Annotated in this window: 19 protein-coding genes, 2 tRNA genes and 1 pseudogene; 16 read left to right on the plus strand and 6 right to left on the minus strand. The window is 43.2% G+C overall.

What is annotated here, in order from left to right; translation table 11 throughout:
- Positions 1-145 precede the first annotated feature (145 nt).
- Entirely contained in the window at positions 146-1,465 is a 1,320-nt protein-coding gene (locus L2729_RS20685) for a Na+/H+ antiporter family protein (protein ID WP_248989961.1), read from the minus strand.
- Between the two features lie 317 nt (positions 1,466-1,782).
- On the opposite strand from L2729_RS20685, the gene L2729_RS20690 reads away from it, so the two are divergent.
- From L2729_RS20690 to L2729_RS20700, 3 genes are all read left to right on the plus strand, one after another.
- The gene (locus L2729_RS20690; protein WP_101089687.1) at positions 1,783-2,388 is read left to right on the plus strand and encodes a peroxiredoxin; all 606 of its coding nucleotides are present in this window, start codon (positions 1,783-1,785) and stop codon (positions 2,386-2,388) included.
- Between the two features lie 183 nt (positions 2,389-2,571).
- Positions 2,572-2,772, plus strand: a complete 201-nt coding sequence (locus tag L2729_RS20695) for a hypothetical protein (RefSeq protein WP_248989962.1) — start codon at positions 2,572-2,574, stop codon at positions 2,770-2,772.
- A gap of 220 nt (positions 2,773-2,992) precedes the next feature.
- Positions 2,993-4,294 (plus strand): anaerobic C4-dicarboxylate transporter, encoded by a 1,302-nt coding sequence (locus L2729_RS20700; protein WP_248989963.1) that lies wholly within the window; start codon positions 2,993-2,995, stop codon positions 4,292-4,294.
- Positions 4,295-4,723: 429 nt separating this feature from the next.
- Here L2729_RS20700 and yfcE read toward each other — a convergent pair whose 3' ends face one another.
- The 4 genes and pseudogenes from yfcE to L2729_RS20720 all read right to left on the minus strand — a co-directional run bounded on the left by yfcE (position 4,724) and on the right by L2729_RS20720 (position 7,743).
- Positions 4,724-5,275, minus strand: coding sequence for a phosphodiesterase (gene yfcE, locus L2729_RS20705; protein WP_248989964.1), 552 nt, complete (start codon positions 5,273-5,275; stop codon positions 4,724-4,726).
- A 417-nt stretch (positions 5,276-5,692) separates the two neighbouring features.
- Positions 5,693-6,742 carry a Preprotein translocase subunit SecY gene (locus tag L2729_RS20710; protein ID WP_248989965.1) on the minus strand — a complete coding sequence of 350 codons (1,050 nt, stop codon included), beginning with the start codon at positions 6,740-6,742 and terminating at the stop codon, positions 5,693-5,695.
- Between the two features lie 450 nt (positions 6,743-7,192).
- Positions 7,193-7,450: pseudogene (locus L2729_RS20715) on the minus strand (ribonuclease T); the annotation flags it as partial.
- A 50-nt stretch (positions 7,451-7,500) separates the two neighbouring features.
- Positions 7,501-7,743: a hypothetical protein gene (locus L2729_RS20720; RefSeq protein WP_248989966.1), complete on the minus strand. Its 243-nt coding sequence runs from the start codon at positions 7,741-7,743 to the stop codon at positions 7,501-7,503.
- Positions 7,744-8,031: 288 nt separating this feature from the next.
- On the opposite strand from L2729_RS20720, the gene L2729_RS20725 reads away from it, so the two are divergent.
- Together L2729_RS20725 and L2729_RS20730 are read left to right on the plus strand one after the other, a co-directional pair.
- Positions 8,032-8,514, plus strand: coding sequence for a GNAT family N-acetyltransferase (locus tag L2729_RS20725; RefSeq protein ID WP_248989967.1), 483 nt, complete (start codon positions 8,032-8,034; stop codon positions 8,512-8,514).
- A gap of 36 nt (positions 8,515-8,550) precedes the next feature.
- Entirely contained in the window at positions 8,551-9,453 is a 903-nt protein-coding gene (locus tag L2729_RS20730; protein WP_248989968.1) for a LysR family transcriptional regulator, read from the plus strand.
- A 446-nt stretch (positions 9,454-9,899) separates the two neighbouring features.
- On the opposite strand, the gene rnt is transcribed toward L2729_RS20730, so the two are convergent.
- Positions 9,900-10,598 carry a ribonuclease T gene (gene rnt / locus L2729_RS20735; protein WP_248989969.1) on the minus strand — a complete coding sequence of 233 codons (699 nt, stop codon included), beginning with the start codon at positions 10,596-10,598 and terminating at the stop codon, positions 9,900-9,902.
- A 140-nt stretch (positions 10,599-10,738) separates the two neighbouring features.
- Here rnt and L2729_RS20740 point away from each other — a divergent pair, with 140 nt between their 5' ends.
- From L2729_RS20740 to L2729_RS20790, 11 genes are all read left to right on the plus strand, one after another.
- Complete coding sequence (locus L2729_RS20740) at positions 10,739-11,608, plus strand: flagellar protein MotY (protein WP_248989978.1); 870 nt, start codon at positions 10,739-10,741, stop codon at positions 11,606-11,608.
- Positions 11,609-12,223: 615 nt separating this feature from the next.
- The gene (locus L2729_RS20745; RefSeq protein WP_248989970.1) at positions 12,224-14,380 is read left to right on the plus strand and encodes a prolyl oligopeptidase family serine peptidase; all 2,157 of its coding nucleotides are present in this window, start codon (positions 12,224-12,226) and stop codon (positions 14,378-14,380) included.
- 323 nt (positions 14,381-14,703) lie between these two features.
- A complete protein-coding gene (gene ybgC, locus L2729_RS20750; RefSeq protein ID WP_248989971.1) occupies positions 14,704-15,102 on the plus strand; it encodes a tol-pal system-associated acyl-CoA thioesterase in 399 nt (132 codons plus the stop codon).
- On the plus strand, positions 15,092-15,781 hold the full coding sequence (gene tolQ, locus L2729_RS20755; RefSeq protein WP_248989972.1) for a protein TolQ: 690 nt from the start codon (positions 15,092-15,094) through the stop codon (positions 15,779-15,781). Before ybgC ends, tolQ begins: the two co-directional genes overlap by 11 nt.
- A complete protein-coding gene (gene tolR, locus L2729_RS20760; protein ID WP_248989973.1) occupies positions 15,781-16,218 on the plus strand; it encodes a protein TolR in 438 nt (145 codons plus the stop codon). Before tolQ ends, tolR begins: the two co-directional genes overlap by 1 nt.
- On the plus strand, positions 16,218-17,153 hold the full coding sequence (tolA, locus tag L2729_RS20765; protein ID WP_248989974.1) for a cell envelope integrity protein TolA: 936 nt from the start codon (positions 16,218-16,220) through the stop codon (positions 17,151-17,153). Before tolR ends, tolA begins: the two co-directional genes overlap by 1 nt.
- A gap of 9 nt (positions 17,154-17,162) precedes the next feature.
- The gene (gene tolB / locus L2729_RS20770) at positions 17,163-18,491 is read left to right on the plus strand and encodes a Tol-Pal system beta propeller repeat protein TolB (protein ID WP_248989975.1); all 1,329 of its coding nucleotides are present in this window, start codon (positions 17,163-17,165) and stop codon (positions 18,489-18,491) included.
- A gap of 23 nt (positions 18,492-18,514) precedes the next feature.
- Complete coding sequence (gene pal / locus L2729_RS20775) at positions 18,515-19,051, plus strand: peptidoglycan-associated lipoprotein Pal (protein WP_248989976.1); 537 nt, start codon at positions 18,515-18,517, stop codon at positions 19,049-19,051.
- 22 nt (positions 19,052-19,073) lie between these two features.
- Positions 19,074-19,793, plus strand: a complete 720-nt coding sequence (gene ybgF, locus L2729_RS20780) for a tol-pal system protein YbgF (RefSeq protein WP_248989977.1) — start codon at positions 19,074-19,076, stop codon at positions 19,791-19,793.
- A 194-nt stretch (positions 19,794-19,987) separates the two neighbouring features.
- Positions 19,988-20,063, plus strand: a tRNA-Lys gene (locus L2729_RS20785).
- Positions 20,064-20,118: 55 nt separating this feature from the next.
- Positions 20,119-20,194: transfer RNA gene (locus tag L2729_RS20790), tRNA-Lys, on the plus strand.
- Positions 20,195-20,215: the final 21 nt, after the last annotated feature.

A 20,215-nucleotide genomic window follows, 5' to 3' on the forward strand; every position in this document is an offset into this window, starting at 1 on the left:
GTGCTTGAGATACGTCCATAAAAAATCCGAATGTAAGGAATACATTCGGATTTTCGCATGCTGAGAAGATCGGTCAACCGATCAAATATTGACTAACTGATCGGCATTAAGCCATTGGCTCCCTTTTTGTTAGGCGTTTTTTTGACTAGAGCACCATCGCTGCAATCCAACCAAACACTAACAACGGAATGTTGTAATGAATAAATGTAGGAATAACACTGTCTCTAATATGGTCGTGCTGTCCATCGGCATTCAGACCTGCCGTCGGGCCTAAGGTTGAATCAGACGCGGGTGAACCAGCATCACCAAGCGCCGCTGCAGTGCCTACGAGGGCAATCGTTGCGGCAACAGAGAAACCAAAAGTAAGTGCTAACGGCACGTATATTGTGGCAATAATCGGAATTGTTGAGAAAGAAGAGCCGATCCCCATGGTAATAAACAGTCCCACCAGTAACATTAAGAAGGCAGCCAGTGCTTTGTTATCACCGATAATATCGCTAAGAGAGGTCACTAAAGTACTGACATCGCCCGTTTCTTTAACCACTGCAGCAAAACCTGCGGCAGAGATCATGATAAAGCCGATATTGGCCATCATGCGCACGCCTTGGTTAAATACATCTTGGTCGGCAACATGTTTAAGTGCACCTGAGAAGCTAAAAATGATAAAGCCGATGAGTGCACCAAAAATCATTGAACCGGTATAGAGCTGAGTGACAAGTGTGGCGATAATCGCAATCATCGCGATGGCGATATTACGCTTATTGACCCCTTCCTCTGGCTCTGCAATGAGGATTAACTCCTCTTTATATTCTCTTGGTTTTCTGTAAGTGATAAAAACGGCAATCAATAGACCAGTAATCATGCCTAAAGCGGGGAGTAACATTGCCTGTGGGATCTGAGAGCGAACGGCGTCTAAGCCATTATTATTAAGGTTTGCTAGCAATATATCGTTGAGGAAAATACCGCCAAAACCCACAGGTAATATCATATAGGTGGTTACTAAGCCAAAGGTTAATACACAAGCAACTAAACGTCTATCGAGCGACAGCTTGGACATCAAGTGTAATAAAGGCGGGATCAAAATAGGAATGAAGGCGATATGAATAGGCAAAATATTCTGTGATGATATTGCCATCGTCAAAATGGCGAATAGCAGCGCCCAACGGACTTTTTTGATGTTCTGGCTAGACTGTTCCTTACCTAAAGCACCAATCATCTTACGAGAGATAAGTGTGGTTAGCCCAGAATGAGATAAGGCTACTGCGAAAGCGCCAAGCAGTGCATAGCTCAGAGCAATTTGAGCGCCTCCGCCTAGACCGGTATTAAAGGCATCAACGGTTTGTTGTAACCCCATCCCGCCCACTAAGCCTGCAACGAGTGCGCTAATGGTAAGAGCGATAACTACATTTACTCGTGCAAGGCTTAAGCCCAGCATTAAGCAAACGGCAATGACGACAGCGTTCATAATATGGTTAATCTTTTTCTTATATTTAAAGTTGTGGCTATTTTTGCCTGTTAACAGCGTTGATGTCCAGTACCAGCGTGCTATATATTGATTTCAATGTGAGTTGTTAGATCACTGTAGCTATAATTGCGCACAAAGTGTAAATATCATCACCGCGAATAAGGGTATGCTGACGGCATATTGCGCAGTTAACACGATAATGATTTAAAAAGGTGATATTGATCTCAAATAGCTTGTGTGTCGTAAAACACTGCCTATAATGCCTTTAGATTTAAAACGAACCCGCGTTTTTAGCAATCCATAGATGGAGAAATAAAATGAGTGTATTAGTAGGCCGTCCGGCTCCTGATTTTACTGCAGCTGCGGTACTTGGTAATGGTGAAATTGTAGATACCTTTAACTTGTCTGAAGCAATCAAGGGTAAGCCAACCGTCTTATTCTTCTACCCACTAGACTTTACATTTGTATGTCCTTCAGAGTTGATCGCTTTCGATCACCGTATGGACGAGTTCAAAAAACGTGGCGTTGAAGTTATCGGTGTTTCTATCGATTCTCAGTTTACTCATAACGCATGGCGCAACACTCCGATCGACAAAGGCGGTATTGGCCAAGTTCAGTACACTTTGGTTGCAGACGTTAAGCACGAGATCTGTAAAGCATACGATGTTGAGCATCCAGAAGCCGGTGTTGCATTCCGTGGTTCTTTCCTAATTGACAAAGAAGGTCAAGTTCGTCACCAAGTGGTTAACGATCTTCCATTAGGTCGTAACGTTGATGAAATGCTGCGTATGGTCGATGCACTTCAATTCCACGAAGAGCATGGTGATGTTTGTCCAGCTGGTTGGGAAAAAGGCGACAAGGGCATGGACGCAACGACAGAAGGTGTTGCTTCTTACCTAAGCGATAATGCAGACAAGCTATAAGCTTCTGCTTTACTGTTGTTGATTGAAAGCCGCGTTTTTCGCGGCTTTTTTGTGTCTGCGGTTTGTTGCTAATACATTCGTGCATTAGGCTCGCAAGCAGCGCTTTTACTTTGATCAAAAGAAAGGTCGTGGCGCTTTGCCCATTCTTTAGTAAAGAGTCGAGAAAAAGACTACTCTTCTGATATGAATGGATTCGCGAATGCCGCGATGGCATGGTCAATGATGTTCCCGACATCAATAATACCGATTGCGGGAATAGCATGCACTGCGGATGGTGGTGTGTTTATAGTTCATTATCCGTCTCGGCATTACTGCTTCCTCGACTCTGATGCGCAATCATTTTTCCTAATAGCTATCGGCATGAGTGCCATGGGTAGTGGATAAGTGTGCGTTCCCCCCGACCGTAGACAGCGCTCACGTGAGCAGACTCACAGCTTTAACAATTAGTGAATTAAACATCACTACATAAGCAATAACGATAGTAAAATCTTCTTCCCAGGGAAAAGCAGTACCAAAACTCCTAATAAGCTTCACCTGAACGTTTTCAAAGCATCCTTATCCAGCTAGGGATGGTTTGTTCCATCGCTTCATATTAAGGTTATTTATGGTTTTTGTTGAATTGTTCGTAGTCCTCGCGTTTATCTATCTTGGTGCTCGGATCGGTGGCATCGGTATTGGTTTGGCAGGCGGAGCCGGCGTTTTGGTGCTCTCGTTATTTCTGGGCGTCGACACGGGACACATTCCGGTAGATGTGATTCTCATCATTATGTCGGTAATCGCGGCCATTGCCGCGATGCAAGTCGCCGGCGGTCTAGAGTGGCTAGTTGATCTATCAGAGACCTTCCTGCGCAAGAACCCTAAACGTATCACTTTCTACGCGCCTATCGTGACCTATTTTATGACCCTGCTGGCAGGCACCGGGCATACGGCATTTTCAACACTGCCAGTTATCGCAGAGGTGGCTAAAGAGCAAGGTATAAGACCATCGAGACCCCTTGGGATCTCGGTTGTCGCTTCACAGATCGCCATTACAGCTTCGCCGATATCGGCTGCAGTGGTATTTTTTTCCGGGATTTTAGAGCCTCTTGGTGTGGGGTATCTGACTCTGCTGGCAATCTGTATTCCCACCACTTTCATCGCCTGTATGGCCGGGGCTTTTGTCTCAAATTTTTTAGGGTGTGAGTTGAAAGATGATCCGGTTTATCAGGAACGTCTTCAAAAAGGGTTAGTTAAACTAAAGGGTCAAACTCAAAGAGATATTCTCCCGACGGCCAAACTTGCCACCTATATTTTTATCACTGCCATTGTCGGTGTCATTGTTTATGCCACTTTGATCTCTGACACGGTCAATCTTATTCCAAACCCATCTCTGGGCCGCAATGAAGCGATCATGGTGTTTATGCTTACGGCGGCAACCGCGATTGTGACATTCACCAAAATAGACGCCTCTGAGATTGCTAATGCTGCGACCTTTAAATCGGGAATGAGCGCCTGTATCTGTGTGTTAGGTGTTGCTTGGCTGGGAGACACCTTCGTGTCTAGCCATATTGACGACATTAAAGCACTCTCAGCTGATGTGCTTAATCAGTATCCGTGGATGCTTGCCGTTACCCTGTTTTTTGCCTCGATGCTGCTCTATTCACAAGGGGCGACGACAACTGCACTGATGCCAGCTGCCTTAGCCATTGGCGTGGCTCCCATAACCGCTATCGCCTCATTTGCTGCCGTGAGTGCCTTGTTTGTATTACCCACTTATCCGACATTGTTAGCCGCGGTGCAGATGGATGATACCGGTTCGACGCGTATCGGAAATATGGTCTTTAACCATCCATTTCTTATCCCTGGATTAGTCACCATATCGACCTCTGTAGGATTGGGGTTTGTCATCGGCGGGATGATTCTTTAATGAGGGAATAGCGTGAAAAAGTATGGCCAAAGGGCCAGTTAAAAACTGGCCGCTAATGTTGGACAATCATTCTTTATGAATACACTTACTCATCGTATATACCCATCTTACTTGAAGATGCTCGTTTCAGAGTCGTTGTGCTAGTTCAATTCTAGGCGCGTTAACGAAGAAATGGTTATTCCCTTTTAAGTTGGTGCAACAACGAAGTGAGCTTGCACAACGCCTTCTGCGATGGGTTTTAATGGGCTTTACTCTGTGTTATTAATTTTACCAAGGGAACGACCATTAGTGGCAATCAATGCCTTGATTAAAGCCCATTAAACTCCCACTGAACCCTGCATCTTCAAGTAGAATGGGTATAAAATTAATCAATTCGAATGCCCCAACCGATAAGCTGGCTAACAGTCAGTTCCCAATCTATTTAAGACGTTATTCATCATAAGTTAACGAGCAAAGCAGCGAACCGTCAAAGCTCTTCACTGATAAGGTGTTGTTGTGGAGTACGCCATAACTGGCAGCGTGACCGCCACGAGGCATGGTGACAGAACCTGGGTTAAACTCGATAAGGTCATCATGTTGTGCAGCAACGGGAACATGAGTATGACCAGAAACGATGATATCGCCACGACACAATCGTGGATGGTGAGCAATGTTATAGAGATGACCATGAGTCAAAAAAAGACGCCGACCATTAGGAAGCAGCACAAGGTTATAGTCAGACATGATGGGGAAATCGAGCAGAACCTGATCGACTTCACTGTCGCAGTTTCCTCTTACGGCGATGATTCTATCACCGTAACCATTCAGTAAATCTGCCACCTTGATCGGCGCATAGCCTGCAGGCACAGTATTTCTAGGGCCGGGGTTCAATATATCCCCTAATAATATCAGGTGTTTGGCGTCGCTTTGTTCAAATGCGGCGATCATTTTCTGAGTGCTATCGAAGCAGCCATGAAGATCGGAGGCAAAAAAGAGTTCCATAAGAGATACACCATAAAAAAACAGGAATGAAATACTACGCCTATTTAACCCCTTTTTCTATGAGCTAACCCGCTACTATCCTCACCTCGAGAATATAAGCCTCTCCCGTAAAATCACTACAAGTGTCATTCCTATCTCTAATCTCTTGGCAGCCTTGCCTTACTTACTGTGATTTAAGACCTGAGAGTATTTGTCCCCGCTTAACTTCATCGATTATCAGCTAGACATGTCCAGAGGCAAAAAATGCTTAACGATATTCGAACACTAATAGGCTATATCAGGGACATCTATTGCCCTTGGATGAACATATGTGATGCAAGTAATAACAATTAGATAAGATAGGATTCCCCAGAGGTCATAGTCCCTCACGACATCTGATGAAATGCTGATAGCCATCAGGAACTATATACCGAGCTGCTACACACCATGCCATTGAAAGTGATTATTGGGTTTTTTACTCACAATACCCTCATTAAACAATCGGCTAAATATCTGATCCACTTCATCTGTAGAGATATTGAGGTATTTACTGACCGCGCGCTTACTGCAATTGACCTGATTTGCAGTTAAAGCATCAAGAGCCATTTCATAAGCGCTTTTTGACATATTAGGCGCAGCGCTAACGTCTTCAACTTCACTAGAATAGTGTATCGAACTGGCTTGATGTGGTTCGAAATTACTGAGAAGGTCCGGATCCTTCAGCTCCTGAATAGAGAATGCATCGATGGTGATAGGCTTGGTGTGGCGGAACTGGTATTTGAATCGATTTTCTTCCCCTATTAATCCGACGAAGAATGCAGCAAAGAAATCGAGGAGGACAGAGAGAAAAATCACTAAGCTTAATTGAGCTGTCTGAGTCGATACATTCAAGGCGTTGGCCAGGCTATCGATCAAGCCAATGACCGAGCCTTGGCTTATCAGCGGCAAGCTGTCTCGCTCCATCGCTAATTGCAGCTGTTCGCTCCGAAGTTTATCGTTCTCTTTTTGAATACGCATAACCCCGGTTGCAATAAGTTCCATCTGAATGTATTTCTCAGCCGCGACGTTATTAAGCTCGATCTGCTTATCTATCGAGTCAATCTGCATGTTGTAAGCGTTTACTTTGCTTTGATGAACATTAGCATGCTCCTGAGCCTTGTTAGTGGCACTGTTTATTCCTCCCACTGAACCACCGATCGAGATGACGGCCAGTACAGCATAGAAGACCAAGGCCAATATCATCCCACTATAGTTTCGTCGAGCTTGACGTTCGCCCACTTCATACCAAGCAAAGAATTTACCCAACTCAAAAATCACTGCAAGTGAGCCAAACATAACTTGCATAAATGGATCATCATCGATGGATAAAAATAACAACATAGAGAACACGATTGAGGCGATGATGGATGCCCCTGTAAAGCTATAAACGCTCCACATGGCAAAATTCCCTTTCGGGTATCGAACGGCTGGGTTTTCGGTGTAAAACATAACGGACTTCTTTATCGGTGAGCGGTGAACTCAAAACCTGTCAACGGGATCGTCAGGCAAAAATGGTGCGTAAGGATATATCATAAAAACGGTTATGCCCTTATAAAACATAGCCTACCAAGTGTTCCTGCTGGAATTTCACACGCCAATTGTGTAAGTGTTTAAAAGCTGTTCAGTCGCTGCTTATTAAGCATTCGCTTTAACGCATCTATGTCCATAAACGTGTTTAGGTTTCAAACCCACAGTGACATTATTACCCGTACTCCTCGATTGCACAGAGGATCTACAATCAGTTAGCGTAGGCCTATTATTATGGGCTAACTATATTGTTAGTACAGGCTAAGTTATCGGCAGCTATGAGTGAAAAGCATAACTCGACACATCCAAAGCTAAGTCGTAAAAAGCCGACTAATTAGTGGATTTCTAAATTAGTGATGACAAGCAAAAGTATTATTTAGGCTGTGCTTCAACTTCAACTTCAACTTCAACTTCAACTTCCGAATCTGAAGCTGTTTCATCAGCAATATTTGGCCAGTCGCCTAGAGACTTCGAAAGGTTGACGATTAAACAGAACAGCTCTGCGGTGGGCTCTGTGTCATATAACGCCGAATGTGCTGCTCTATTGTCAAACTAAATACCTGCCATGGAAAAGGTTTTTGCCATTACTGTTTGGCCGATTGAAAGCTCTAAGAGACTTTGAATTGAATACATATTTAATTAGGATTATCTCTGGGCATTTTTCCGGAAGCCAAAAGTGTTTAGTGCTTAGTTGTCCTGCCACGTTTCCAGGCCTCTATCATGGTTTTAGAAACCAGTAGCCTTTCTATTCTGCTCTCTAGCTCGTTCGGGTAATTGCTATCAGCTCTTATTGCTTCTTGTGGGCTTAGTATCAGTTCTGGCGAGACTTCTGTCAGTGCATGATGACTATTAACCATTGCGATAAAAACAGTTGTACAGGTTAAAAGCAAAGCCATACTGAGCAGTATATTTATCATTTTCATGATGGGTGCCTTGTTGTTTATGATTGGGTTACGATCACTTTACTCGGCTTTAAATGTGATGATAAATTGATATATATCATTCATATTATGACTTTTAGTCATGCTCATAGGTTCTCGTTCCTCCTGCTATCACTAAAAGTCATGCATGGTATGACCTAATATGATTTTATATTCTTATCATATTTGCTTTATATTGAAGTTAGAGAGGCATAAACATGGCCTAAAGGTGAATGAAATGAATAAATATCAAATATTATCATGGTAATAGATCAGTCAGAGGGGAATGTAATGTCAGTTAAATTAGTCGCAGCAACACCAGTAGATGATGAATTACTTTGTCAGGTCATAAAGCAAGTCGGTGAAGAGTTTGGCGCTGTCGGAGAAGGTTATGGGCCATCAGATCCAGAAGTCTTGGCAATGAGCCAACACTATGGGGATGATAATAATAGTCTCTATTTAGTGGCGAAATTAAATGGAAAAGTGGTTGGCGGTTGCGGTGTTGCGCCGCTTAACGGAAGCTTGACGACTTGCGAGCTTAAGAAGCTATTCCTACTGGAAGAGAGCCGGGGCCTAGGTTTAGGTAAACAACTAACAGAGCAGTGTCTTCAATATGCCAAGACGAAGGGCTTTAAAGCGTGCTATTTAGATACGTTATCTAATATGACATCGGCTGTTCGCCTCTATGAGAAACTAGGCTTTGAGCATCTTTCGCAGCCATTAGCTCAGAGCGTACATAACGGTTGTGATGTGTGGATGAAAAAAGCATTATAGCTGCCATCACCCGCTAGCATATTCAGGGATGAATCGATGAATAACTATAAACTATTACGGCCATTACTTTCACTGCTACAGACTCGTAATTTGACTGAGTCAGCGCATGAGCTTAATGTGACTCAGTCAGCCATGAGTAGAACCTTGACCAAAATAAGGGAGGCATTTGATGATCCCATTTTGATCCGAGATGGCAAGCACTTCATCTTGAGTCAACGAGGAGAAGAGTTATTACTAGCCTTGCCTAATACGCTTGAATCCCTCGATTCGTTTTACATTAAGAAACAATTCAACCCCTCTGAATCCAGTCGACAGTTTAAAGTTGCTTATACCTCATTCCTGTCCTCATCTATTAGCGCGATGGTTTGCGGTAGATTAAGTGAAGTATCGCCTAATGTCAGCGTTGATAGTTGCTTATGGCAAACGGGGAGTTTGGCCGGTGATGATATGCAAAAGGTGGATTTAGTCGCCACTCTTGCAGACCAAATACCGGAAAGTATTTACGGTAAAAAGCTATTTAATGATTCGTACGTCGTTGTTATGGCAAGAGGTAATCCATTAGCTGATGGCAAGCTGACTCTTAAGCGTTATGGTAACGCCAAACATGTATTGGTCAACAGCATCACTGATATAAAGCTACAAGTTGATGAAGTGCTGTTTGAGAGTGGAATAGAGAGAAAAATATTAACTCAAGAAGCGTCATTTTTCTCAGCGATGAAGGTTATTGTTTCAACCGAGGCGGTGATGACTTTACCTAGGCATATTCTTAACGAATACGGTCACTTCTTTGAATTAGCAGAGCAACCTTTGCCTTTTTCTCTCGATACCCATGATTACTATCTGCTATGGCATGCGAAATACCAAAATGACCCTGAGCATAGGTGGTTTAGAGAGTTTTGCTTCCCATTAATTCAGAATTACCTGCAAGAAGTGAAGTGAGCTGTACGGGTCATAAGTTGCTTTTGATACTAGCGATAAACTTACTAGACTCTTCAATTTATCCTGTTCATTTTTTATCAAACTGAGATACCCGTTTTAAGACCGGAAAATTCACCTTTAACAGTACTAATAGCTTGGGAATTTAATATGTGGCATAAGAGCCTGATTAGTTTCCCCTCATATCGGTGTACAGATTCATTAAGCCATAAGACCACAAACATCCTACTAAATTCGTGGGGCTCCCTCAGGATCAGAGTAAACTTTGTTCTGTTGTTAGCTTACTTCTTTCTAAGAGTGAGTTGGAGCTATTGCCAAGAACACAATATGGGACAGTTTTCTGAAAGCCCTCGGTGATAGCAATTCTATGTTTTTAGTCCAAACTCAAATCCAAGCCATAAAAAAACCGCATTATTTGCGGCTTTTTAATTTAGCGGTGAAAGCTGACTCTATGACTCAGGCTTAGACTCAGCTTCTGATTCAACTTCAACTTCCGAATCTGATGCTGTTTCATCGGCAATATATGGCCAGCCGCCTAGAGACTTCCAACGGTTGACGATTAAACAGAACAGTTCTGCTGTGCGTTCGGTGTCATATAACGCTGAGTGCGCTTCTTTATTATCAAACGGAATACCCGCCATGGCGCAGGCTTTTGCCAGTACCGTTTGGCCGATGGCAAGGCCTGCGAGTGCGGCGGTGTCAAATGTGGCAAAAGGATGGAAAGGCGTACGTTTTAGACCATTACGCTCGATGGCTTGGCTAACAAAACCATGATCGAATGCGGCATTATGGGCAACAATAATACTGCGATGACATCCTGATGCTTTTTGAGCCTTTTTGACTTCTTTAAAAATCTCTAAAAAGGCTTCTTTTTCACTTACGGCGCCGCGAAGCGGGTTAGTGGGGTCAATACCGTTGAATGCCAACGCTTCGGGTTCTAGGTTAGATCCTTCAAACGGCTCAATGTGATAATGCAGCGTCTTATCTAATCCTATTACGCCGTCGTCATCCATCTTTAACATAGTGACTGCAATTTCTAATAGCGCGTCGGTCTTTGAATTGAACCCGGCTGTTTCAACATCGATAACCACTGGAAAATATCCTCTAAAGCGGTTTTTCAATTTGTTGGGGTCGAAAGTGTCAGTCATTAAATTTTCCAAAAAGTTAGCAGGTGCCTATTATGGGGCAACTGATAATGACTGTCATGTGCGTTTGGTCATTTTATACGCTAAAGAAAGATAATTTTGTGCCGATAGACTGTAGTGACTCAATTATAGAGGGTAGTTTTATGCGGCTTAGCGTTCTTTTTGCAACATTAATATGCTTACCATTTTTTGCCAGTGCTGATTTAAAGCAATATGTCGCTTCATTAGAAGAGTCACAGTGGCGTGTGAGCGGCAATAATCCGGTAATGTGCCGTCTTGAGCACGATATTCCTGCCTATGGTAAAGCAGTATTTACTAGCATTGCTGGTAAAAATCATAATCTGAACTTTACGCTGGATATGTGGGTTAAACCTGATCAAGTTACCCAGGCAACATTAATGAGTATGGCGCCGGCATGGCGACCTGGAGTGGTATCAAAAGAGATCACTGAGCTGACCTATCAAAAGTACTTTAGTGGGGAAGTACCACGCAATGCTGCATGGTCAATGTTGGCCGAACTTGAGAGCGGTATGCAACCCACGTTTTATTATGCTGATTGGTATAACGAGACCAATAAAATTGCAGTGGGTTTGTCTGCGGTAAACTTTAGACGGCAATACGCGCAATTTAAATCGTGCTTATCGACATTACTACCATACTCTTTTGAAGATATTGCTTTTACGGTGCTAACTTACGAGTCTGGCGGCACTGAGTTAACGCGTTACGCTAAATCACAAATTAGAAAGGTACAAGAGTATTTAGCTTATGATCAAAATGTTGATCTAGTCTTAATCGATGCTTACACCGATAGCTATGGTGGACGCAGTGCAAATGAAAAGGTATCGGTGCAGCGTGCTGACTCCGTTAAAGATTTGTTTGTTGCTAGTGGTATACCACAAAGTCGTATTCACACAGTGGGTCATGGTGAGCGCAGACATGTGGCATCAAACCTGACTATTAATGAGCGCGCAAGAAACCGCAGAGTAGTGATTAGAATAAGTAAGCCGCTCTAAGCGCTTCGCTGATCCAAGCTACAATGATAGGCCCTGTATGTATTGCAGGGCTTTTTTGTGATTTAGGCTTTGGTAAAAATAAGATAAAAAAAAGCCCGCTTGCATTAGCAAACGGGCTGCAAAAATATTTGATTTGCAATCAACAAATTGAAGGAAGGAAGTCAAGCTAAGAACCAGGGATGTAACTTCCGTGGATAACCACCAAAGTTTAGAGTTCTTTGTTTTCAAATCTGCTAGGCAGACACTTCCTGAAAACGAGGTAAATTATAGAGCGAGATAAGTAAACTGACAAACTAGAATAATTAAACCTAATCATTAGTTTTGCTAATGGTTGAGAAATGTTGAAATGGTAATTCTAGTGGCTTAAGTGCTGTTTTTGAGTGCTTAATCACGTTTAGTGCATAACTTAACATAATATGTAATTAATCTATGTTGCAAGATTGCTAATGAATAAAGAGTGGCATAAGGTCAGCTAAGGCGTTAACAAACTTTTGCGCTGATTTTTTTTAGTTTGTATAGTGCATCTTGAAAATGGCTATTTATGCCAACCTAATAAAAAAGCTGGCCTATTTTAGTTGTGTGAAACTACGGATCAGTGAATCAGGGATACAAATAATGCGAATTAATTTTATATTGGCCAAAAGACAGTTATTGGCTATAGGGTTAGGGATAGCCATCGTCGGCTGCCAATCTCAATCTGTTGAAGAGTCACAAGCAAAAACGGTTATTGGGGGGCAAGACAGTGTCATTGAAACCATTCATGGTGTTCAGGTTGCCGATCCTTACCGCTATTTAGAAGTCGAGTCAGATAAAACCCATCAATGGGTGAAACAACAGCAACAAGACGGTAAAGCTTACTTAGGCGCGATTGAGAACAAACAAGCTATTGTTGATCGTATTACTGAACTGTGGAATTTTGAGAAGATCTCTGCGCCAAACGAAAAGGGTAGCAATACCTTTTACTATCGTAATAATGGCCTGCAAGCGCAGTCGGTTTTATTTGTGAAAGATGTAACGGGTAACGAGAAGGTTTTGTTAGACCCAAATACTTTTTCATCTGATGGCACAATTGCGCTGTCGGGGACATCGGTAAGTGATGATGGTAAAACGCTAGCGTACGGTGTTTCTAAGTCAGGCTCTGATTGGCAAGCATGGCACTTTGTGGATATTGCTACAGGAGCCAAGTTAACGGATCAGTTAGATTGGATTAAGTTCTCAAGTGCCGTGTGGAATAGCGATAACAGTGGTGTCTATTATGCCCGCTATGATGCTCCCAAAGGGGGGAATGCGCTCGCCGATGTTAACTTTAATCAGAAAGTGTATTTTCATAAAATAGGCAGCAGTCAGGCAGAAGACACCTTGGTATATGAAAGACCACAAAATAAAGATTGGGGTTTTGGGATTGAAGTGACAGATAAAGGTGATTACCTGCTGCTTTATATCTCTCAGGGGACAGACAGTCGTAATCGATTTTTTTATAAGTCATTAAAAGAGCCGCAAGCCGAGGTGGTTGAACTTATTCCAGACTTGGAGGCGGAATACAGCTTTATTGGTAATGATAAATCGACGTTCTACTTTAAGACCGATTATCACGCGCCAAACGGCAAAGTGATTGCCATTGATGTGAATAAAAGCAGCAAGGATAATTGGAAAACGATTATTCCTGAGCTTAAAGATCCAATAAGTAATATTGCAATCGTTAATGATCACATTGTTGTGAGCTACCTGCATGACGTTCTGGGTAAATTAACGATTTACAGCATGAATGGCGACAAGCGCCAAGATGTCGCTTTACCGGGGAAAGGCAAGATAGCGGGGCCTTATGGTAAACGTAGTAAAGATTATTTCTACTATGTCTTTAATAGTTACACTCAACCGCAAACCACCTATAAGTTTGATTTTAAAACGGGTAAGTCGATACTTTATTCAAAGCCTACTGTCTCATTTGACCCTGAAGATTACACATCAGAGCAAGTTTTTTATACCAGTAAAGACGGTACAAAAGTACCAATGATGATCTCATACAAGAAAGGGATTAAGAAAGACGGCAACAATCCAACCTTGCTTTATGCCTATGGTGGGTTTGCTATTTCACTCACCCCGCGCTTTAGTCCTGCCAATATAGCTTGGATGGATATGGGCGGTGTTTATGCGGTGCCTAACCTTCGTGGTGGCGCTGAATACGGTGAAAGCTGGCACCAAGCAGGCATGTTCGACAAAAAGCAGAATGTATTTGACGATTATTACGCCGCGGCCGAATACTTGATCAGTGAGAAGTATACCAATAGTACTAAGCTTGGTGCTTACGGTCGTAGCAATGGTGGTTTGTTGATGGGCGCGGCATTAACTCAGCGTCCAGAGCTTTTTGCTGCAGTGCTGCCAGCGGTAGGTGTGCTGGATATGTTACGTTTCCAAAAGTTCACTATTGGCTGGGCTTGGACCAGTGAATATGGCAGTGCCGATAACGCTGAACAATTCCCTGCACTTTATGCTTATTCGCCATATCACAATGTAACAGCACAGTCTTATCCAGCCACTATGGTGATGACTGCAGATCATGATGATCGAGTTGTACCACTGCATAGCTTTAAGTTTGGTGCCATGCTGCAAGAGAAACAACAAGGCGATGCGCCAGTGATCATGCGAATAGAGTCTAAAGCGGGCCACGGCGCAGGTAAGCCTACCGCAATGAAAATTGACGAGTTTGCTGATATCTACAGTTTTTTATGGCATAACTTTGGGTTAAATGTGCCTGCAAAAATAGCGCAGTAAGTGTTAATTTAAGTTGATTAAAAAGGGAAGCTCAGGCTTCCCTTTCTTTTGCCTGAAAACGATAGCCAAGGCCACCTCGTTGTAGCATTCGCTTAATAAGGAATCACCTTGCCTACGGCCAATGCGCCGTGAATTGAACTGGCGCAACATCTCTGCAACGCGCCTTTTTAAGTCGTTTGGGTATGGATGTAATAATTCGTTAAGATTATTAACAAAATTTTATGAAGAAGCGGTTGGGTTATCACATATCGCCATTCACAATTGCATATTGGCTAGGTATAGTAGTCCTCTTATTTTATCTCATTAAATGGCGATATCATTATATGTTTCGTTGGCCTATTTCCGTTTATTACGAAGATACTGATGCTGGTGGCGTGGTTTATCACGCAAATTATTTAAATTTTTTTGAGCGTGCACGAACTGAATGGTTAAGGGCGATGGGTGTGAGTCAAACTGCACTACTTGCCGACGATATAGCCTTTGTTGTAAAGCGTGCCGCACTGGATTTTTGTAAAGCTGCGCGCTTTGAACAGAACCTTATGGTCGAAACCGAGGTCATACAACTTAAGAAAGCGTCGTTGGTGTTTAAACAGCGTTTAATTGATGAACAGGGCGTTACGTATTGCGCGGCTGAAATCTTAGTTGCCTGTGTCGCATTATCGCGTATGAGACCCCGAGCCATTCCCCAAAATATTGCCCAGGAGTTTAACGGTGGAAGCTGATATTTCTTTTATTGGATTATTTTTACAAGCAAGTCTTTTAGTTAAATTTGTTATGTTGACCTTGCTTAGTCTGTCTATTGCCTCATGGGCAGTGATTATTCAACGCCGAAAATTATTGACGGCCACAAAAAGCGAAGCGCTAAAATTTGAAGATAAATTTTGGTCAGGTGTTGATCTTAATAAACTCTATCAAGAGCTTTCAGCTCGGCAGGACCGGAATGTAGGTCTTGAAGCATTGTTTGTTACTGGCTTTAAAGAGTACTCCCGTTTGAGCAAATTAAACGGACGAGTACCTGAAGCGATTATGGATGGCAGCTACCGTGCTATGCGAGTATCTCTTTCTCGTGAAATGGAAAAACTCGAAACTCATTTACCTCTACTAGCAACCATAGGCTCAACTAGCCCTTATATTGGACTGTTTGGTACGGTTTGGGGGATCATGAACTCCTTTATCGCCCTTGGTGCGGTTGAAAATGCCACGCTTGCCATGGTTGCGCCAGGTATTGCAGAAGCGTTGATTGCCACCGCAATGGGTCTGTTTGCCGCTATTCCTGCTGTTATTGCGTATAACCGCTTCTCAACTCAAGTGGATAAGATTGAAATGTCTTACGCCAACTTTATGGAAGAGTTCTCCAGCATTTTGCATCGCCAAGCATACAGTGAGAAGGAACAGGCATAATGCAACAAGGCTACCAAAGGAAGCGCCGTCGTCCAGTCGCTGAAATTAACGTGGTGCCCTATATCGATGTGATGTTGGTACTATTGATTATTTTTATGGTGACAGCCCCGATTGTAACTCAAGGAGTTAAGGTTGATCTGCCCCAAGGTGCTGCTGAGTCTTTACCCGCAGACAGTAAGCCGCCAATCGTTGCGTCAATCGACGCTATGGGCGAGTACTACTTGGATATAGGCAGCTCGAGCACCAAAGAGGTACTTGAACTTGAAGAGGTTGCTACTCGAATTGGCGCGATTATTCAATTAGAGCCCGAACGTCCCGTTGTTGTTAAAGCTGACCGCAGCATTGCTTATGAAAAAGTGATCCAATTGATGGTGACACTGCAAGGGGCTGGCGTACCGTCTGTTGGTTTGATGACCGATTCGCCGGAGGATAAGTAGTGGCGACTAAATCTGATTTAACCCTTCCAGTATCAATTTCAGCTGGGATTCATATTGGCGTGATAGTTGTTCTAGCCTTAGGGATAGATTTTTCCGAAAAACCTAAACCCCAGCCTCAAGCCAGTGCCCCGGCAGTGCAGGCAGTGGTGATTGATCAGCGAAAAGTGGCCGAGCATGTTGAAAAGTTAAAAGCCCAGAAGCGTGAAGCTGAACGTAAAGAGAAAGCGCGTCAAGATAATGCGGATAAGCGCGTACGTGATGCCAGAAAAGAGCGCGAGCGCGAACAAGCACAAATTAAAAAATTAGAGAAGCAACGTAAGCAAAAAGAGATTGAAACAAAAAATGCTAATGACGCCGCCAAAGCCGCCAAGTTAAAGCAGAAACAAGAAAACGAGAAAGCGGTAAAGGCTGAAGCTGATCGTAAGCAAAAAGATAAGGAACGTAAAGCCTCTGAAGATGCCGCAAGAAAAGCGGCTGATAAGCGTAAAGCGGAAGAAGCCAAGGCTAAAAAAGCAGAAGATGAACGTAAGCGTAAAGCGGAAGCAGAGCGTAAACGTAAAGCAGAAGAGCAAGCGCGACGAGAACAAGAACAGATGATGCAAGATGCATTGGCTGCAGAGCAGGTGGCGCTGTCGCAAACGCGTAATAAACAGGTCACGAGTGAAGTTCAGCGTTATACCTCAATGATTAGAGCGACGATTCAGCGCAATTTAGTGGTTGATGAATCTATGCGAGGGAAAAGCTGCAAAGTCTTTATTCGTTTAGCCAATGATGGTTTTGTTACTGCAAGTAGGATTTTGGACGGAGATAGCGTTGTATGCCGAGCCACTAAGGCGGCAATCAACAAAGCTGGCCGTTTGCCGGTGTCGAATGAGCCTGATGTATATAACAAGCTAAAAGAAATTAATTTAACAGTTCAACCCGAGTTTGATTAAAGGAGTCACATGAAGATTTTTGGGAAATGGTTACTGGTAAGCCTGCTAATTTGTTGCATGCCTGCTAAAGCGGCATTAGATATCGTTATTACCGAAGGGGTTGATGCTGCAAGACCTATAGCCGTTATTCCTTTTGTTTGGCAAGGTACTGGCCCGATGCCGTCACAGATCTCTGATATTGTTATGTCAGATTTAGCACGTAGTGGCACATTCAGCCCATCAGATGAATTGAGCTTGCCACAGCGAAATATCAGTACGTTGGCGCAATTTGATGCTAAAGCTTGGATGGCACAACCTGCTGAAGCGGTCGTCATGGGATCCGTCAAGCCTTATGGCGCTGATAAATACCTGGTGAGTTTTGAGCTAATCGACTTGGTAAAAGCGCAATTACAATCCGATATGGGCCCACAATCTGCAAAAGAGTTAGTGATTGATAGTCGCGAAACCGTGATCAGCGCGGAACAGTTTAGACAGTATGGGCATCGTATTAGTGATGTTGTTTACGAGAAGTTGACGGGTATTCGCGGCGCATTCTTAACACGTATTGCTTATGTCGTTGTCAAACATGGCGAAAAATCTCCTTATCAGTTGATGATCTCCGATTATGATGGCTATAACGAGCAGATGTTGTTACGTTCACCAGAGCCATTGATGTCACCTTCATGGTCCCCTGATGGGCAGGAACTAGCCTATGTAAGCTTTGAGAACCGTAAAGCTGAAGTGTTCGTGCAAAATATTTATACTCAGGCGCGTAAAAAAGTCACCAGTTTTAACGGTATTAATGGTGCACCAGTGTTCTCGCCTGATGGGAAAAAGCTGGCCGTAACGCTTTCAAAAGATGGTCAGCCTGATATTTATGTGGTTGATATTGCAACGAGTGCACTAAAGCGAGTCACCAATCATTACGCCATTGATACCGAGCCTTCTTGGTTTCCAGACGGTAAGTCATTGCTACTCACTTCAGAGCGTGGCGGACGCCCTCAGCTATACAGAGTCTTTTTGGATTCAGGTAAGATTTCTCGATTAACGTTTGAAGGTGAGTGGAACCTAGGTGGTTCAATTGCACCCGATGGACGCAGTATTATTTTTGTGAATCGTACCAACGGTAAATACAATATTGCAAGAATGGATCTTGAAACACGATTTATGCAAGTTTTGACGAGTACACGACTCGACGAATCCCCAAGCCTAGCACCCAACGGTACTATGGTTATTTACGGAACAACATACCAAGGTAAACAAGTCTTGGCGGCGGTTTCTATGGATGGACGATTTAAAGCCAGACTACCAGCCGGTCAAGGTGAAGTTAAATCACCTTCTTGGTCACCATTTCTCTAACTATAAAGATTAAGGATTTTAAAATGGATCTGAATAAGCTATTTAAAGCCATGTTAGTCGTACTTCCTATTATGGCTATCAGTGCCTGTAGCTCGACTTCTGAGTCTGAAACAGATGCAACTAGTTCTACTGGAACATCAACAAGTGAATCTGCTAACAATGGTGTAGAAACAGGCGGTGTAGCGCCAGTATTAACACCACAAGAACAGCAGCAACTAAAGTTTCAAGAACTAAGAAAAGAACACATCATCTATTTTGATTTTGATCGCAGTTCAGTTTCTCAGCAATTTGCTGAAGTGTTAGAAGCCCATGGTGATTATCTTGTTGAACATCCAAATGTTCGAGTGATGATTGAAGGCCATGCAGATGAGCGCGGCACGCCTGAGTATAATATTGCACTAGGCGAACGTCGTGCTAAAGCCGTTGCAAAGTACCTGCAAGGCATGGGTGTTCAGCCTAGCCAGATGAGTATTGTTAGCTATGGCGAAGAAAAGCCAATGGATCTTACTCGTACAGATGATGGTTTTGCTACAAACCGTCGTGCAGTGCTTGTATATTAATTTTAGGTAAAAGGTTTACCCTATGAAATACGCCGTGATATCAGCGGCAATCATCCTTGCGAGTGCAGCTCATGCTGCACCTGCACCAGTTGAGGATGTTGCTGGTGGCTCTTCAGACGACAGAGTGGCTCGTCTAGAGCGAATTGTAAAAGCTAAACAGCAAACTGAATTTGCTATGCAGCAACGTTTAGAAACTTTGCAACAAGAAGTCCTCGACTTGCGTGGATTAAGTGAGCAACAGTCTTATCAAATTGAGCAGATGCTGCAAAGGCAACGTCAGCTTTATGAAGATATTGCTAATATCTCAAGTAAGCCTGCGGTACCTATGGTAGCAAGCAGTAATAGTTCTCCGACTGCAAGTTCAAGCTTGGGCGAGACTGCCAGTTATGAGCAAGCTGTAAATTTAGTGCTGAAAGAGAAAAAGTACGAAGCTGCTATTCCAGCATTTGCCCAGTTTATAGAAAAATATCCAAATTCTAGCTATGCTCCTAATGCTAATTACTGGTTAGGTCAGCTACTCTATAATAAGAGTGAGTTTGTTAGCGCGGCTAAAGCGTTTACAACCGTCGTTGATAAATTCAAAGATTCCGGTAAGCGCGGCGAGAGTTTAGTCAAGCTGGGAATGATTTCAGAGAAGACTGGCGATAAAGCAAAAGCGAAAGCCTATTATCAAAAAGTTGTTAAGGAATATGCCAACAGTGCAGCGGCGCGTATTGCACAGCAGCAACTTTCAGCACTTTGATGACGATTTATTCAAAAAACAATCTCTTAGGCTGTTTTTCATGCAAACGATAAAAAATGATTGATTTGCGCTTGCATGAGCAAATGAAAAAGGTATTATAGGCGCCCTCAGAGAGACACCGTCTTTCGGGGGTATCTAAACGAATTATTTGGTTAATCTAAATTAAGCGTTAAAGATACTAGCAATACCAGAAAGGGCCGTTAGCTCAGTTGGTAGAGCAGTTGGCTTTTAACCAATTGGTCGAAGGTTCGAATCCTTCACGGCCCACCACTTCTGAGGTGGATTTGCTTCAAGGCAAATGAATTCAGAAAAGCAATACCAGAAAGGGCCGTTAGCTCAGTTGGTAGAGCAGTTGGCTTTTAACCAATTGGTCGAAGGTTCGAATCCTTCACGGCCCACCACTTCTGAGGTGGATTTGCTTC

Origin of the sequence: Shewanella gelidimarina, assembly GCF_023283945.1 — a bacterium.
Taxonomy (GTDB): Bacteria; Pseudomonadota; Gammaproteobacteria; order Enterobacterales; family Shewanellaceae; genus Shewanella; species Shewanella gelidimarina.

Coding starts and splice junctions, on each gene's coding strand:
- L2729_RS20725 (WP_248989967.1), top strand. CDS start 8,032: ATGTCAGTTAAATTAGTCGCAGCAACACCAGTAGATGATGAATTACTT.
- yfcE (WP_248989964.1), bottom strand. CDS start 5,275: ATGGAACTCTTTTTTGCCTCCGATCTTCATGGCTGCTTCGATAGCACT.
- L2729_RS20745 (WP_248989970.1), top strand. CDS start 12,224: ATGCGAATTAATTTTATATTGGCCAAAAGACAGTTATTGGCTATAGGG.
- ybgF (WP_248989977.1), top strand. CDS start 19,074: ATGAAATACGCCGTGATATCAGCGGCAATCATCCTTGCGAGTGCAGCT.
- L2729_RS20700 (WP_248989963.1), top strand. CDS start 2,993: ATGGTTTTTGTTGAATTGTTCGTAGTCCTCGCGTTTATCTATCTTGGT.
- pal (WP_248989976.1), top strand. CDS start 18,515: ATGGATCTGAATAAGCTATTTAAAGCCATGTTAGTCGTACTTCCTATT.
- L2729_RS20690 (WP_101089687.1), top strand. CDS start 1,783: ATGAGTGTATTAGTAGGCCGTCCGGCTCCTGATTTTACTGCAGCTGCG.
- tolR (WP_248989973.1), top strand. CDS start 15,781: ATGCAACAAGGCTACCAAAGGAAGCGCCGTCGTCCAGTCGCTGAAATT.
- rnt (WP_248989969.1), bottom strand. CDS start 10,598: ATGACTGACACTTTCGACCCCAACAAATTGAAAAACCGCTTTAGAGGA.
- ybgC (WP_248989971.1), top strand. CDS start 14,704: ATGTTTCGTTGGCCTATTTCCGTTTATTACGAAGATACTGATGCTGGT.
- L2729_RS20710 (WP_248989965.1), bottom strand. CDS start 6,742: ATGTTTTACACCGAAAACCCAGCCGTTCGATACCCGAAAGGGAATTTT.
- L2729_RS20740 (WP_248989978.1), top strand. CDS start 10,739: ATGCGGCTTAGCGTTCTTTTTGCAACATTAATATGCTTACCATTTTTT.
- tolB (WP_248989975.1), top strand. CDS start 17,163: ATGAAGATTTTTGGGAAATGGTTACTGGTAAGCCTGCTAATTTGTTGC.
- L2729_RS20695 (WP_248989962.1), top strand. CDS start 2,572: ATGAATGGATTCGCGAATGCCGCGATGGCATGGTCAATGATGTTCCCG.
- L2729_RS20685 (WP_248989961.1), bottom strand. CDS start 1,465: ATGAACGCTGTCGTCATTGCCGTTTGCTTAATGCTGGGCTTAAGCCTT.
- L2729_RS20720 (WP_248989966.1), bottom strand. CDS start 7,743: ATGAAAATGATAAATATACTGCTCAGTATGGCTTTGCTTTTAACCTGT.
- L2729_RS20730 (WP_248989968.1), top strand. CDS start 8,551: ATGAATAACTATAAACTATTACGGCCATTACTTTCACTGCTACAGACT.